Raw genomic sequence first — 14,357 nt, 5'->3', positions numbered from 1 at the left:
CACAGATAATGGCTATCGAGATCAAAGCCCCAACCTTCCCGGAATCGGTTGCCGATGGCACCGTTGCCACCTGGCACAAGCAGCCGGGCGATGCAGTCAAGCGTGACGAGCTGATCGTCGACATCGAGACCGACAAGGTCGTCCTGGAAGTACTGGCCACCGCCGACGGCGTGCTGGGTGCCATCGTCAAGGGCGAGGGCGACACCGTCCTGTCCGACGAAGTGCTGGGTTCGATCGTTGAAGGCGGTGCTGCTGCCGCTGCACCTGCTGCCGCCCCGGCCGCTGCTGCCCCGGCTGGCGCTGCTGCCGACGCTGGCGAAGAAGACCCGGTTGCCGCCCCGGCCGCGCGCAAGCTGGCTGAAGAAAACGGCATCGACCTGGCTTCCGTTGCCGGCACCGGCAAAGGTGGTCGCATCACCAAGGAAGACGTCGTCGCTGCCGTCGCCAACAAGAAGTCGGCGCCTGCTGCAGCTGCCAAGCCTGCCGCCGCTGCCGCTGCTGCCCCGGTTGTGGTTGCCGCTGGCGACCGCACCGAGAAGCGTGTGCCGATGACCCGCCTGCGCGCCAAGATCGCCGAGCGTCTGGTCGAAGCCCAGTCGAACATGGCCATGCTGACCACCTTCAACGAAGTCGACATGACCGAAGTCATGGCCCTGCGTTCGAAGTACAAGGACCTGTTCGAGAAGACCCACAATGGCGTACGCCTGGGCTTCATGTCGTTCTTCGTCAAGGCTGCCACCGAAGCCCTGAAGCGCTTCCCGGCTGTCAACGCCTCGATCGACGGCAACGACATCGTCTACCACGGCTACGCCGACGTCGGCGTTGCCGTGTCCAGCGACCGTGGCCTGGTGGTACCGGTACTGCGTAACGCCGAGTCGATGAGCCTGGCGGAAATCGAGAACGGCATCGCCACCTTCGGCAAGAAGGCCCGTGACGGCAAGCTGGCCATCGAAGAGATGACCGGCGGCACCTTCACCATCACCAACGGTGGTACCTTCGGTTCGATGATGTCGACCCCGATCGTCAACCCGCCGCAGGCCGCCATTCTCGGCATGCACAACATCATCCAGCGCCCGATGGCCATCAATGGCCAGGTGGTGATTCGCCCGATGATGTACCTGGCGCTGTCGTACGATCACCGCCTGATCGACGGCAAGGAAGCGGTAACCTTCCTGGTCACCATCAAGAACCTGCTGGAAGATCCGTCTCGCCTGCTGCTGGACATCTAACCCTCTGGCTGCGTACCGTGCCGGCCCTGGCTTCGCAGGAAGCCATGCCGCGCGGTTCGCGGCTTGTAGCTTGTAGCTGATAAGGAATCTTTTATGACCCAGAAATTCGACGTAGTGGTGATTGGTGCAGGTCCTGGCGGCTATGTGGCTGCCATCAAGGCCGCACAACTTGGTCTGAAGACTGCCTGTATCGAGAAATACACCGACGCCGAGGGCAAGCTGGCCCTGGGCGGCACCTGCCTGAACGTAGGTTGCATTCCTTCCAAGGCGCTGCTGGACAGCTCCTGGAAATACAAGGAAGCCAAAGAGAGCTTCAACGTCCACGGTATCTCCACTGGCGAAGTGAAGATGGACGTCGCTGCGATGGTTGGCCGCAAGGCCGGCATCGTCAAGAACCTGACCGGTGGCGTTGCCACCCTGTTCAAGGCCAACGGCGTTACTTCGATCCAGGGCCACGGCAAGCTGCTGGCCGGCAAGAAAGTCGAAGTCACCAAGGCTGACGGCACTACCGAAGTCATCGAAGCCGAGAACGTGATCCTGGCTTCCGGCTCGCGCCCGATCGACATTCCACCGGCTCCGGTCGACCAGAACGTCATCGTCGATTCCACCGGCGCCCTGGAATTCCAGGCCGTGCCGAAGCGTCTGGGTGTTATCGGTGCTGGCGTTATCGGCCTGGAACTGGGCTCGGTATGGGCTCGCCTGGGTGCTGAAGTCACCGTGCTTGAAGCCCTGGACACCTTCCTGATGGCTGCCGACACCGCCGTGTCGAAAGAAGCCCAGAAGACCCTGACCAAGCAAGGCCTGGATATCAAGCTGGGCGCGCGCGTCACCGGCTCGAAAGTCAACGGCAACGAAGTCGAAGTGACCTACACCAACGCCGAGGGCGAGCAGAAGATCACCTTCGACAAGCTGATCGTCGCGGTCGGCCGTCGCCCTGTGACCACCGATCTGCTGGCTGCCGACAGCGGCGTGACCATCGACGAGCGTGGCTACATCTTCGTCGACGACTACTGCGCTACCAGCGTTCCTGGCGTTTATGCCATCGGTGACGTGGTCCGCGGCATGATGCTGGCCCACAAGGCCTCGGAAGAGGGCATCATGGTGGTCGAGCGCATCAAGGGCCACAAGGCCCAGATGAACTACGACCTGATCCCGTCGGTCATCTACACCCACCCGGAAATCGCGTGGGTCGGCAAGACCGAACAGGCCTTGAAGGCCGAAGGCGTTGAGGTTAACGTGGGCACCTTCCCGTTCGCGGCCAGCGGCCGTGCGATGGCTGCCAACGACACCGGTGGTTTCGTCAAGGTCATCGCCGATGCCAAGACCGACCGCGTCCTGGGTGTACACGTGATTGGCCCATCGGCTGCCGAACTGGTGCAGCAGGGCGCAATCGCAATGGAATTCGGCACCAGTGCCGAGGATCTGGGCATGATGGTCTTCAGCCATCCGACCCTGTCCGAAGCGTTGCATGAAGCAGCGCTGGCGGTGAATGGCGGCGCCATTCACGTGGCCAACCGTAAGAAGCGTTAATTATAAGAAACCACGGCGGGCTGCCCGTCGTGAGTCTTGCGTGCATGACTCACCGCGGAAAGTCCGCCGGACCGGATCACACGGGAAAACCCGGGGTCAACGGTCACAGGTGGTGCGGCGCCAGTGATGGCGCAGCGCCGAAGCGCAGTACCTAACGAAGACGGTAAAAAGCATGAATCTTCACGAGTATCAGGGTAAGCAGCTGTTCGCTGAATACGGCCTGCCAGTTTCCAAGGGTTTCGCTGTCGATACCCCTGAGCAAGCTGCAGAAGCCTGCGACAAGATCGGCGGGAACGAGTGGGTCGTAAAAGCCCAGGTTCACGCGGGTGGTCGCGGCAAGGCGGGCGGCGTCAAGCTGGTTCGCAGCAAAGAAGACGCCAAGGCGTTCGCTGCACAGTGGTTGGGCAAGAATCTGGTTACCTACCAGACCGATGCCAACGGTCAACCCGTCTCCAAGATTCTGGTCGAATCCTGCACTGACATCGCCAAAGAGCTGTACCTGGGCGCTGTAGTCGATCGTTCGAGCCGCCGTATCGTGTTCATGGCTTCCACCGAAGGTGGCGTGGACATCGAGAAAGTCGCTCACGAAACGCCTGAGAAAATCCTCAAGGCCACCATCGACCCGCTGGTCGGCGCTCAGCCGTTCCAGGGTCGCGAGCTGGCATTCCAGCTGGGCCTGGAAGGCAAGCAAGTTCAACAGTTCGCCAAGATCTTCGTGGGTCTGGCCAAGCTGTTCAAGGATCACGACCTGGCCCTGCTGGAAGTGAACCCGCTGGTGATCAAGGCCGACGGCGACCTGCACTGCCTCGATGCCAAGATCAACATCGACGCCAACGCCATGTACCGTCAGCCCAAGCTGAAAACCTTCCACGACCCGTCGCAGGACGACGCTCGTGAAGCCCACGCTGCCAAGTTCGAACTGAACTACGTTGCCCTCGAAGGCAACATCGGCTGCATGGTCAACGGTGCCGGCCTGGCCATGGGTACCATGGACATCGTCAACCTGCACGGCGGCAAGCCGGCCAACTTCCTCGACGTTGGTGGTGGTGCTACCAAAGAGCGCGTTACCGAAGCGTTCAAGATCATTCTGTCCGACAGCAATGTCGCGGCCGTCCTGGTCAACATCTTCGGCGGCATCGTTCGCTGCGACATGATTGCCGAAGGCATCATTGGTGCAGTGAAAGAAGTCGGCGTCAAAGTGCCGGTCGTCGTTCGCCTTGAAGGCAACAACGCCGAACTGGGCGCTAAAGTACTGGCAGAAAGCGGTTTGAACATCATTGCGGCAACCAGCCTGACCGACGCTGCTCAACAAGTTGTCAAAGCTGCGGAGGGCAAGTAATGAGCGTCCTGATCAATAAAGACACCAAAGTCATCTGCCAGGGCTTCACCGGCTCGCAGGGTACTTTCCACTCCGAACAGGCCATCGCCTACGGCACCAAGATGGTCGGCGGCGTAACCCCAGGCAAGGGTGGCACCACCCACCTGGGCCTGCCAGTGTTCAACACCGTGAAAGAAGCTGTGGAAGCTACCGGCGCTGACGCTTCGGTCATCTACGTTCCGGCTCCTTTCTGCAAGGACTCGATCCTGGAAGCTGCCTTCGGCGGCATCAAGCTGATCGTGTGCATCACCGAAGGCATTCCTACCCTGGACATGCTGGATGCCAAGGTCAAGTGCGACGAACTGGGCGTGACCCTGATCGGCCCTAACTGCCCAGGTGTCATCACCCCGGGCGAGTGCAAGATCGGCATCATGCCAGGCCACATCCACTTGCCAGGCAAGGTCGGTATCGTTTCGCGTTCCGGCACCCTGACCTACGAAGCTGTGAAGCAGACCACCGACGCCGGCTTTGGCCAGTCGACCTGCGTCGGCATCGGCGGTGACCCGATCCCGGGCTCCAACTTCATCGACATCCTGAAGCTGTTCCAGGAAGACCCGAAGACCGAAGCGATCGTCATGATCGGTGAGATCGGCGGTTCGGCTGAAGAAGAAGCTGCGGCCTACATCAAGGCCAACGTCACCAAGCCTGTCGTTTCCTACATCGCCGGTGTTACCGCACCTGCGGGCAAGCGCATGGGCCACGCTGGCGCCATCATCTCTGGCGGCAAGGGCACTGCGGACGAGAAGTTCGCCGCTCTGCAGGACGCTGGTGTGAAGACCGTGCGTTCCCTGGCTGACATCGGCAAGGCCCTGGCCGAGCTGACTGGCTGGGAAGTCAAGAAGTAATACTGCTACACCCCCCACGCGCACAGAGGCCACCTTCGGGTGGCCTTTGTCGTTTCTGGGGCTGGGTATTCCTGTGGCGGCCTCTTCGCGGGTAAACCCGCTCCCACAGGAAATCAATAACCTTGAGAATTGCGAAGCACCTGTGGGAGCGGGTTTACCCGCGAAGAGGCCAGTACAGGCAACATGGATTTTTCGATGAGTTTGATAGGAATTTTCACGCAGACGAACTTCCCAATACTGGGATAATTCTCGCTGTCCTCGGTCGCACAGACGACAAACATGTACGCACATCGGACAAGCAGCACTGTGCCAGTGCGTTTGACTGACAAAACAGTTACATTACGCGTTCACTCTGTGCCCGTGCCCCAAAAGGGAACGACACGCTAAACGGGTCTGGCCTATCAAGCCGGGCAGCATTTCCCCTCATCCAAAGGGAAATCCCCTCTCGAATCCCGATTTCAGCAGTGTGGTACTACCTTAAATGAAAGTTCTCAAAGGCCAGGATATCCTGGCGCTTGGCTTTATGACGTTTGCGCTTTTCGTGGGCGCTGGCAACATCATCTTCCCGCCTATCGTTGGTCTGCAGTCTGGTCCGCACGTATGGATGGCGGCTCTCGGCTTCCTGGTTACCGCCGTGGGCCTGCCGGTCATCACCGTGGTCGCCCTGGCCAAGGTCGGTGGCGGCATGGACGCCCTGAGCAGCCCGATCGGCAAGTTCTTCGGTGGCCTGCTGGCGGCCGTGTGCTACCTCTCGGTCGGCCCGCTGTTCGCCACCCCGCGCACCGCGACCGTATCGTTCGAAGTGGGCGTTGCGCCGCTGACCGGTGAAAGCCCGCTGGCGCTGTTCATCTACAGCCTGGTTTACTTCCTCGTGGTACTGGCCGTGTCCATGTACCCGGGCAAGCTGCTCGACACCGTGGGCCGCTTCCTGGCGCCATTGAAGATCATCGCCCTGGCGGTACTGGGCATCGCCGCATTCGCGCTGCCTGCCGGCACCATCGGTGAAGCGCAGCCGGCCTATGCCGCCGCAGCGTTCTCCAAGGGCTTCTCCGATGGTTACCTGACCATGGACACGCTGGGTGCCTTGGTGTTCGGTATCGTCATCGTCAACGCCATCCGCTCGCGCGGTGTCGAGTCGCCGAAGCTGATTACCCGCTATGCCATCATCGCCGGCCTGATCGCCGGTGTCGGCCTGGCCCTGGTGTACATCAGCCTGTTCCGCCTGGGGGCAACCAGCCACGACATCGCGGCTGACGCTACCAACGGCGCGGCGGTACTGCATGCCTATGTGCAGCACACCTTCGGCTCGCTGGGCAGCGGCTTCCTCGCCGTGCTGATCGCGCTGGCCTGCCTGGTGACAGCGGTTGGCCTGACCTGTGCTTGCGCCGAGTACTTCAGCCAGGTTCTGCCGCTGTCGTACCGCGCACTGGTGGTGATCCTGGCGGGCTTCTCGCTGCTGATCTCCAACCTTGGCCTGACCAAGCTGATCATGTTCTCGATCCCGGTGCTCACCGCGATCTACCCGCCGTGCATCGTGGTGGTCGGGCTGAGCTTCGTGAAGGACTTGTGGAACTCGCCAACCCGCATCCTGGCGCCAGTGATGCTGGTGTCGCTGCTGTTCGGCATGGTCGATGCGATCAAGGGCAGCAGCATTGCCCACGTGTTGCCGGACTTCATGGCCCACCTGCCACTGAGCGACCAAGGCCTGGCCTGGCTGGTGCCTTCGGTGGTGACCCTGGTTGGCGCCGTGGCCTGCGATCGCATGCTTGGCAAGCCGCGCGAAGCGCTGGCCTGATAGTCGAAGCCTGAGGGCAGCGCCGGCCACAAGCCGAAGGGTGCTCGCCAAGGGTGGAAACTCAAGAGCCCCGCATCCTAGAGGATGCGGGGCTTTTTGTTTGCATGTTCGGCCACCTGGCACAAACTTCTCGGCTGACGCGATCAGTTGTAGGAGCGGCCTTGTGTCGCGATGGGTGCGAAGCGCCCCCATGATTTCAGCTTCGCAGCATGTATTGCCGGGGCTGCTTCGCGGCCCATCGCGACACAAGGCCGCTCCTACAACCGATCGCGCCTGCTTTCACTGTTCAGGTGTGCCTTTTGCCGCTTGCCAGCGTCGAAATCCGGTCCCTATCCTTCAGGTATCTGGCCCTCCCGGGAATCCTGCATGAATTTCATCCAAAGCAACTTGAACAACCTGTTGGCCATCGCCTGGTTCGCCCTGTGCTGGGGCGGTTATACCCGCTATGCCATCTGGAAGGGCCGCGACACCGCGTGCCTGGCCAGCGTGCTGCACCTGTACCGCGAAGACTGGATGCGCCGCATGCTGTTGCGCGACAACCGCATTGCCGACGCCAGCGTGATCGGCAATCTCGAGCGCAACGCCTCGTTCTTCGCCTCCAGCACGCTGATCATTCTCGCCGGTATCCTCACCGTGCTCGGGGCCTCCGACCGGGCGTTGTCACTGCTGGCCGACCTGCCGCTGGTGCAGCAGACCTCCCAGGGCATGTCCGAGATCAAGCTACTGTGCCTGGCCATGGTATTCGTCTACGCCTTTTTCACCTTCAGCTGGTGCATGCGCCAATACAACTTCGCTGCAGTACTGGTGGGGTCGGCGCCAATGATCGGTGAGCGGCTGGTCAATGAACTGGAGCGCAAGGCATTCGCCTCGCGGGCGGCGCGGGTGTTGTCGCTTGCTGCCAACCAGTTCAACTTGGGTCTGCGTTCCTATTACTTTGGCATGGCCATGTTGAGCTGGTTCATCAGCCCGTGGTTGTTCATGGGCATGAGTGTCGGGGTAGTGCTGATTCTTTATCGCCGCGAGTTCCATTCGGACGTGTTGGATGTGATGGTGTTCACACCTACCGAAAGTGTTTCGATCGAACCCGCAAAGGAAACCGCCGCCTCTGGCACCTGAAACGTTTAACCTCCAAGTTTCAGGCACAAAAAAACCCGACAATGTCGGGTTTTCTTGTTTTCGCCGATTACTGCTTGGCAGGTTCGGCTGGAGCAGCTGGGGTGGCTGGAGCGGCTTCCGGAGCCGGAGTAGCCGGAGCGGCTTCTTCGGCGGCCTTCTGCTCGGCTTCGGCCTGATCTTTGGCGGCTTCGGCGTTTTCCTTGGCGGCCTCGTTCATCTTATCCTGAGCTTCGCCCGCTTTTTCCTGGGCTTGCTCGGCGTGTTGCTGTGCGTCTTGGGCTTTGTCTTCGCTCGCTTTATCGCAAGCGGCCAGGCCCATGGCAGCAGCCAGCATCAGAGCAAAAGCAAAAGGTTTACGCATGGGGGTATTTCTCCTTGGTGGAATAAGTGACTTGTTCCTTCGAGTGCAACTACGCGGAATAAGTTCCGCGAAGATTACACTTATATAACGCACCGTTCTATATAGACTTTTTAACGTTTTTATGCCGCTGCGGCAACGTGCAGGAAACAGCCAATGAGCGATTCAACCTTGATGGCGATGGCCGAGCGTTTTCTCTCGGCCCTGAAACATTGTCAGTTGTTGCAAATGCGCGTGGCGCATGCCAATGCCGATGGCATGACCCTGGTGCTGCCCTGGTCACCGGCCATCGTGGGTAACCCGCAGAGCGGCGCCGTACATGGCGGCGCGCTGACCACGCTGATGGATACCACCTGCGGCATGGCCACGCTGTGCGTGTTGCCGCGCTTCGAAGTGTGCCCGACACTGGACTTGCGCATCGACTACATGCACCCGGCCGAGGCCGGCAAGGAAATCTACGGCCATGCCCAGTGCTACCGGGTCACCCGCGACGTGATCTTCACCCGTGGCACGGCCTACCAGGACGACCCTGCCCAGCCGATCTGCCAGGTGGTGGGCACGTTCATGCGCCTGGGCCAGGAGATCAAGGGTGGCATCCGCTTCGGCAACAACCTGAAGGAGGGCGGGGCATGATTCCGCACGAGGTTCGCCAACAGCTCAACGCCGCCCACGCGGTGGGGGACTATCGGCCATTACTGGCGCTGATCCCCTATGCCGGCCTGATCGGCATCGAATGCGAGCGCGAAGGCGATGACCTGCTGTTCCGCCTGCCGGCCAGCCAGGACAACATCGGCAACCCGCTGCTACCGGCCATCCACGGCGGTGTGATCGCGGGCTTCATGGAGCTGTCGGCAGCGCTGTACCTGCTGATCTTCAGCGAGAGCGCAAGCATCCCGAAAATCATCGATTTTTCCATCGATTACCTGCGCGCCGGTCACTTTCGCGATACCTACGCCCAGTGCCAGCTATGGCGCCAGGGCCGGCGGGTGACCAATGTGGCGATCACCGCCTGGCAGGGTGACAGGCAGTCGCCGATTGCCACAGCCCGCGCGCATTTCAAGATCGAGCCGGAAAAGCCCTTGAAATCATCCGGGCAGCCCCCATCTGAGTGACATCCGCCGCTAACGCAGGCCAAGCCGGCCGCCAGGCGCCTACTGCCATCAGATCGGAGTTTTGAAGACCATGAGTGTGGAGACTCAAAAAGAAACGCTGGGCTTCCAGACCGAGGTGAAGCAGCTGCTGCACCTCATGATCCATTCCCTGTATTCGAACAAGGAGATCTTTCTGCGTGAATTGATCTCCAACGCCTCCGACGCCGCCGACAAGCTGCGCTTCGAGGCCCTGGCCAAGCCAGAGCTGTTCGAGGGCGACGCCGACCTGAAGATCCGCCTGAGCTTCGACAAGGACGCCGGTACCGTGACCCTCGAGGACAACGGCATCGGCATGAGCCGCGAAGACGTCATCGCCCACCTGGGTACCATCGCCAAGTCCGGCACTGCCGACTTCATGAAGAACCTCACCGGTGACCAGAAAAAGGACTCGCACCTGATCGGTCAGTTCGGTGTGGGCTTCTACTCCGCGTTCATCGTCGCCGACAAGGTTGACGTGTACAGCCGCCGTGCCGGCCAGCCGGCCGCCGAAGGCGTGCACTGGTCGTCGAAAGGCGAGGGCGAGTTCGAAGTCGCCACCATCGACAAGCCACAGCGTGGCACCCGCATTGTCCTGCACCTGAAGAAGGACGAGCAGGAGTTCGCCGATGGCTGGCGCCTGCGCAACGTGGTCAAGAAGTACTCCGACCACATCGCCATGCCGATCCAGCTGCCGAAAGAGCAAGCTGCCGCCGAAGGCGAAGAACAGCCGGCCGAAGAGTGGGAAACCGTCAACCGTGCCAGCGCCCTGTGGACCCGTCCGCGTACCGAAATCAAGGACGAGGAGTACCAGGAGTTCTACAAGCACATCGGCCATGACTTCGAGAACCCGCTGGCGTGGAGCCACAACAAGGTCGAAGGCAAGCTCGAATACAACTCGCTGTTGTACGTGCCGGCCCGCGCGCCTTTCGACCTGTACCAGCGCGAAGCACCACGCGGCCTGAAGCTGTACGTGCAGCGCGTGTTCATCATGGACCAGGCCGAGTCGTTCCTGCCGCTGTACCTGCGCTTCATCAAGGGTGTGGTCGATTCCAACGACCTGTCGCTGAACGTGTCGCGTGAAATCCTGCAGAAAGACCCGATCATCGACTCGATGAAGACCGCGCTGACCAAGCGCGTACTGGACATGCTGGAGAAGCTGGCGAAGAACGAGCCCGAGAAGTACAAGGGCTTCTGGAAGAACTTCGGCCAGGTGCTGAAGGAAGGCCCGGCCGAAGACTTCGCCAACAAGGAAAAGATCGCCGGCCTGCTGCGCTTCGCGTCCACCCAGGACGACAGCGGCGAGCAGAGCGTCGCCCTGGCCGACTACCTGGCCCGCGCCAAGGAAGGCCAGGACAAGATCTACTACCTCACCGGCGAGTCGTATGCGCAGGTCAAGAACAGCCCGCACCTGGAAGTCTTCCGCAAGAAAGGCATCGAAGTGCTGCTGCTGACCGACCGTATCGACGAGTGGCTGATGAGCTACCTCAACGAGTTCGACGGCAAGGCCTTCGTCGACGTCGCCCGTGGCGACCTGGACCTGGGCAAGCTGGATTCGGAAGAAGACAAGAAGGCCCAGGAGGAAGTCGCCAAGGACAAGGAAGGCCTGGTCGAGCGCCTGAAGGGCGCGCTGGGTGACAGCGTGGCCGAAGTGCGCGTGTCGCACCGACTGACCGACTCGCCGGCGATCCTGGCCATAGGCGAACAGGACCTGGGCCTGCAGATGCGCCAGATCCTCGAAGCCAGCGGGCAGAAGGTGCCGGAGTCCAAGCCGATCTTCGAGTTCAACCCGACTCACCCGCTGATCGAGAAGCTGGACAACGAGCAGAGCGAAGACCGCTTCGCCGAGCTGTCGCACATCCTGTTCGATCAGGCGGCCCTGGCGGCCGGTGACAGCTTGAAGGACCCGGCGGCCTACGTTCGTCGCCTGAACAAGCTACTGGTCGAGCTGTCTGCTTGAGTTGATGCAGAGGAAAGCCCGCTTCGGCGGGCTTTTTTCATGGCGAGCATATTGATGACGAGTGCCAAAGGAGTGCTTGATGAGCAAAGTAATCGTCGAATCGCTGGTTTATCACCTGTCCGGCAAGACCTACGAAAGCCGCCTGGTCTATGAGCCGGGTGCGCTGGGCCGCCCTGGTTTGGTGATGGCGCCGAACTGGATGGGTATTGGCGAAGGGGCCGAGCGCATCGCCAAGGAAGTGGCCGAGAAGGGCTATGTGGTACTGATTGCCGACCTGTACGGGCAATCGCTGCGCCCGTCGAACGCCGACGAGGCCGGCGCCGCGATGATGCCGTTGAAGAATGACCGTGGCGAGCTGCGCAGGCGCATGCAGGAAGCCCTGGCGCAGTTGCTGGGGCAGTCGAAGGCGTTGCTGGAGCCGGGCAAGGTAGCCACGTTCGGTTTCTGCTTTGGTGGCTGCTGTGCCCTGGAGCTGGCCCGTAGCGGTGCTGATCTGCGCGCGGCGGTGTCGTTCCATGGCACGCTGGACACGCCGAACCCTGAAGATGCCAAGCGCATCAAGGGCTCGGTGCTGGTGCTGCACGGCGCTGCTGATCCGCTGGTGCCGAAGGAGCAATTGCCGGCGTTCGAAGAAGAGATGAACGCGGCCAAGGTGGATTGGCAGTTGCTGAGCTATGGCGGGGCGGTGCACTCGTTTACCGACCCGAATGCCAATGTGCCGGGCAAGATGCAATATGACCGGCGCACCTCGGAGCGGGCGTTCCGCTCGATGCATAACCTGCTGACCGAAGTGTTCCAGCGCTGAGATTGCAGGGGGCCGCTGTGCGGCCCATCGCCGGCAAGCCAGCTCCCACAGTGAAGACAGCGCCGTACCTGTGGGAGCTGGCTTGCCGGCGATGGCTGCAAAGCAGCCCCAAAATTACCTGGGCAGCTCGATCCTCGAAGTTTCCCCCGGCACCACCGGCCAGTCCCCCGCAGCCCACTTGGCCCTGGCCTGTTCGATCAGCTCCACATCACTGGCGACAAAATTCCAGTTCATCCGCCGTGGCCCGTCCAGTGGTGCGCCGCCAATCAGCACCAGCTGGCACTCACCTTGCGCATACAGCGTCAGCTCTTCACCCTCCGGCAGGACCACCAGGCTGCACGGTTCCACATCCTCGTCATTCATCACCAGCTCACCATCGAGCAGATACAGTGCCCGCTGCGCATGCTCGTCCGGCACCAGCAGCGTGGTCGCCGGCTGCATCTGTACATGTGCGTAAAGGGTAGGGGACAGCACTGGCACCGGCGATTCCAGGCAGAACCCGCTGCCGGCAATCATGCAGATGCGCACCCCCAGGCTGTCACTGACCGGCAGGCTGGCCGCCGGGTGGTGGCTGTAGCTCGCCGGGCCCTGTTCGTGCTCGCGCGGTGATGCCAGCCATACCTGCAACCCATGCAGGCGTGAGCCGTGGGCCAGGGCATCTTCAGGCGTGCGCTCGACATGGGCCACGCCGCTGCCTGCGGTCATCCAGCTGACGTCGCCCGGCAGCACCCGCTGCGCGGAGCCGAGGCTGTCCTTGTGCAGGATTGCCCCTTCGAACAGGTAGGTAAGGGTCGACAGGCCGATATGTGGGTGCTGGCGGATGTCCATGCCATGCCCCGGGGCATAGTCGGTTTCGAGCATGTGGTCGAAAAACACGAACGGGCCGACGCTGCGGCACTGGGCCGACGGCAGCGGGCGCAGGATCGGCTGGCCCTCGACCGATTCGGCACGTGGGCGGATGACCAGTGGGCTGCTCATGGGAAAGCTCCAGGCAAGGTGGAAATGCCCAAAGCATAGCGGTTTGCCCGCCCCGGCTGAACCGTCTCGTTTGTCGGCCGGTCTATTGGGTTCGTAGCCGAAGAAGGACCTGCCCCATGATCGCCAGAGCGCTTGCCTGCGTGCTGTTATCCGCCTCGCTGTGCCAGGCGGCGCAGGCGCGCGACTACCGCTACAGTGATGCCCACCTGCACTACGTCGACTTCTTTCAGGAAAGCGAAGGCATGCCCGCGCTGATCCAGGCCATGGACGCCGCCGGTATCGAGCAGTCGATGATTTCCGGCGTGCCGGTGGCCAAGAAGTGGCATGAAGACGAGCCCAAGCGCCCCCGCTATTACGCCGGCGATGACGCCGATGCCTACTGGTACAGCGCCACCGATACCTATGTGGCTGCGGCGCTGCAGCAGTTGCCGGAGGCGCAGCGTAAACGCTTTCATCCATTCCTGACCGGCTTCAACCCGGTCGACAAGAATGCCGTCAGCCATATCGAGCGCATGCTCGATCTGTACCCGGGCCTGTGGCAGGGCATTGGCGAGGTGTTCACCCGCCACGATGACCTGACCGCGCTGACCACGGGCGAAACGCCGCGCGCCAACAACGAAGCCATGACGCGTATCTACCACCTGGCGGCCGAGCGCGACTTGCCGGTGTTGCTGCATTCCAACATTACCTCCAAGCGCGAGCGCAACCCGCTGTACCTTGCCGAGATCGAAGAGCCGCTGCGCAACCACCCGCACACGCGGTTCATCTGGGCGCATGCCGGCAGCAGCATGGAGATTCACCGGCACCAGACACAGATGGACTTTCTGCTGCCGGTGCTGACGCGGTTGCTGGAAGATTATCCGAATCTTTATATCGATTTGTCGTGGAGCGTACTGGAGCCCTATCTGCTGGATGACCGGGGCGTGCCGCGCAAGGAGTGGCTGGCATTGGTCGAGAACTTCCCGGAGCGGTTCATGCTGGGTTCGGATGTGGTAGGGCGGTTTGGAAGCCTTGGGGAGCAGATGCACGGGTTCAGGCCGTTTCTGGATGCATTGCCGGAACAAGTTGCCAACAAGGTGGCCAGGGATAACTTTCTGGATGTGTTGCCCAAGCAATAGCATTTCGCTTGTGCTGGCCCTTTCGCGGGTAAACCCGCTCCCACAGGGATCGCGCTGTTCTTGAAACCGGTGCTGTACCTGTGGGAGCGGGTTTACCCGCGAAAGGGCCGGTACAGGC

At 61.5% G+C, this 14,357-nt stretch carries 13 protein-coding genes; 11 read left to right on the top strand and 2 right to left on the bottom strand.

What is annotated here, in order from left to right; translation table 11 throughout:
* Positions 1-8: 8 nt before the first annotated feature.
* The 6 genes from odhB to R9B85_RS04145 all read left to right on the top strand — a co-directional run bounded on the left by odhB (position 9) and on the right by R9B85_RS04145 (position 7,893).
* A complete protein-coding gene (gene odhB, locus R9B85_RS04170) occupies positions 9-1,229 on the top strand; it encodes a 2-oxoglutarate dehydrogenase complex dihydrolipoyllysine-residue succinyltransferase (RefSeq protein ID WP_207878618.1) in 1,221 nt (406 codons plus the stop codon).
* Positions 1,230-1,322: 93 nt separating this feature from the next.
* Positions 1,323-2,759: a dihydrolipoyl dehydrogenase gene (gene lpdA / locus R9B85_RS04165; protein WP_003254207.1), complete on the top strand. Its 1,437-nt coding sequence runs from the start codon at positions 1,323-1,325 to the stop codon at positions 2,757-2,759.
* Between the two features lie 172 nt (positions 2,760-2,931).
* Positions 2,932-4,098 carry an ADP-forming succinate--CoA ligase subunit beta gene (gene sucC, locus R9B85_RS04160; RefSeq protein ID WP_003254205.1) on the top strand — a complete coding sequence of 389 codons (1,167 nt, stop codon included), beginning with the start codon at positions 2,932-2,934 and terminating at the stop codon, positions 4,096-4,098.
* On the top strand, positions 4,098-4,982 hold the full coding sequence (sucD, locus tag R9B85_RS04155) for a succinate--CoA ligase subunit alpha (protein WP_004376004.1): 885 nt from the start codon (positions 4,098-4,100) through the stop codon (positions 4,980-4,982). The genes sucC and sucD overlap by 1 nt, the downstream gene beginning before the upstream one ends.
* Before the next feature lie 481 nt (positions 4,983-5,463).
* Positions 5,464-6,777, top strand: a complete 1,314-nt coding sequence (brnQ, locus tag R9B85_RS04150) for a branched-chain amino acid transport system II carrier protein (protein WP_112252983.1) — start codon at positions 5,464-5,466, stop codon at positions 6,775-6,777.
* Between the two features lie 366 nt (positions 6,778-7,143).
* The gene (locus R9B85_RS04145; protein WP_112252982.1) at positions 7,144-7,893 is read left to right on the top strand and encodes a DUF599 domain-containing protein; all 750 of its coding nucleotides are present in this window, start codon (positions 7,144-7,146) and stop codon (positions 7,891-7,893) included.
* Positions 7,894-7,960: 67 nt separating this feature from the next.
* Here R9B85_RS04145 and R9B85_RS04140 read toward each other — a convergent pair whose 3' ends face one another.
* Complete coding sequence (locus R9B85_RS04140; protein ID WP_015271093.1) at positions 7,961-8,254, bottom strand: hypothetical protein; 294 nt, start codon at positions 8,252-8,254, stop codon at positions 7,961-7,963.
* Between the two features lie 153 nt (positions 8,255-8,407).
* On the opposite strand from R9B85_RS04140, the gene R9B85_RS04135 reads away from it, so the two are divergent.
* From R9B85_RS04135 to R9B85_RS04120, 4 genes are all read left to right on the top strand, one after another.
* On the top strand, positions 8,408-8,884 hold the full coding sequence (locus tag R9B85_RS04135) for a PaaI family thioesterase (protein ID WP_112252981.1): 477 nt from the start codon (positions 8,408-8,410) through the stop codon (positions 8,882-8,884).
* Positions 8,881-9,363 (top strand): PaaI family thioesterase, encoded by a 483-nt coding sequence (locus R9B85_RS04130; protein WP_112252980.1) that lies wholly within the window; start codon positions 8,881-8,883, stop codon positions 9,361-9,363. Before R9B85_RS04135 ends, R9B85_RS04130 begins: the two co-directional genes overlap by 4 nt.
* Positions 9,364-9,433: 70 nt before the next feature.
* Positions 9,434-11,338 (top strand): molecular chaperone HtpG, encoded by a 1,905-nt coding sequence (gene htpG / locus R9B85_RS04125; protein ID WP_112252979.1) that lies wholly within the window; start codon positions 9,434-9,436, stop codon positions 11,336-11,338.
* A 79-nt stretch (positions 11,339-11,417) separates the two neighbouring features.
* A complete protein-coding gene (locus R9B85_RS04120; RefSeq protein WP_112252978.1) occupies positions 11,418-12,143 on the top strand; it encodes a dienelactone hydrolase family protein in 726 nt (241 codons plus the stop codon).
* A gap of 114 nt (positions 12,144-12,257) precedes the next feature.
* Here the strand turns inward: R9B85_RS04120 and R9B85_RS04115 are convergent, their stop codons facing one another.
* Positions 12,258-13,121, bottom strand: a complete 864-nt coding sequence (locus R9B85_RS04115; protein WP_112252977.1) for a pirin family protein — start codon at positions 13,119-13,121, stop codon at positions 12,258-12,260.
* Positions 13,122-13,237: 116 nt separating this feature from the next.
* Here R9B85_RS04115 and R9B85_RS04110 point away from each other — a divergent pair, with 116 nt between their 5' ends.
* Complete coding sequence (locus tag R9B85_RS04110) at positions 13,238-14,239, top strand: amidohydrolase family protein (protein WP_112252976.1); 1,002 nt, start codon at positions 13,238-13,240, stop codon at positions 14,237-14,239.
* Positions 14,240-14,357 lie beyond the last annotated feature (118 nt).

The sequence above is a fragment of the Pseudomonas sp. NLJ1 genome (genome assembly GCF_049486705.1).
Lineage (GTDB): Bacteria > Pseudomonadota > Gammaproteobacteria > Pseudomonadales > Pseudomonadaceae > Aquipseudomonas > Aquipseudomonas inefficax.
This window is presented reverse-complemented; position numbering and strand designations above follow the sequence as displayed.

Excerpts from the sequence above, each read along its gene's own strand:
- R9B85_RS04135 (WP_112252981.1), top strand. The coding sequence starts at position 8,408 with ATGAGCGATTCAACCTTGATGGCGATGGCCGAGCGTTTTCTCTCGGCC.
- htpG (WP_112252979.1), top strand. The coding sequence starts at position 9,434 with ATGAGTGTGGAGACTCAAAAAGAAACGCTGGGCTTCCAGACCGAGGTG.
- sucD (WP_004376004.1), top strand. The coding sequence starts at position 4,098 with ATGAGCGTCCTGATCAATAAAGACACCAAAGTCATCTGCCAGGGCTTC.
- lpdA (WP_003254207.1), top strand. The coding sequence starts at position 1,323 with ATGACCCAGAAATTCGACGTAGTGGTGATTGGTGCAGGTCCTGGCGGC.
- sucC (WP_003254205.1), top strand. The coding sequence starts at position 2,932 with ATGAATCTTCACGAGTATCAGGGTAAGCAGCTGTTCGCTGAATACGGC.
- R9B85_RS04140 (WP_015271093.1), bottom strand. The coding sequence starts at position 8,254 with ATGCGTAAACCTTTTGCTTTTGCTCTGATGCTGGCTGCTGCCATGGGC.
- R9B85_RS04120 (WP_112252978.1), top strand. The coding sequence starts at position 11,418 with ATGAGCAAAGTAATCGTCGAATCGCTGGTTTATCACCTGTCCGGCAAG.
- odhB (WP_207878618.1), top strand. The coding sequence starts at position 9 with ATGGCTATCGAGATCAAAGCCCCAACCTTCCCGGAATCGGTTGCCGAT.
- R9B85_RS04115 (WP_112252977.1), bottom strand. The coding sequence starts at position 13,121 with ATGAGCAGCCCACTGGTCATCCGCCCACGTGCCGAATCGGTCGAGGGC.
- brnQ (WP_112252983.1), top strand. The coding sequence starts at position 5,464 with ATGAAAGTTCTCAAAGGCCAGGATATCCTGGCGCTTGGCTTTATGACG.
- R9B85_RS04145 (WP_112252982.1), top strand. The coding sequence starts at position 7,144 with ATGAATTTCATCCAAAGCAACTTGAACAACCTGTTGGCCATCGCCTGG.
- R9B85_RS04130 (WP_112252980.1), top strand. The coding sequence starts at position 8,881 with ATGATTCCGCACGAGGTTCGCCAACAGCTCAACGCCGCCCACGCGGTG.
- R9B85_RS04110 (WP_112252976.1), top strand. The coding sequence starts at position 13,238 with ATGATCGCCAGAGCGCTTGCCTGCGTGCTGTTATCCGCCTCGCTGTGC.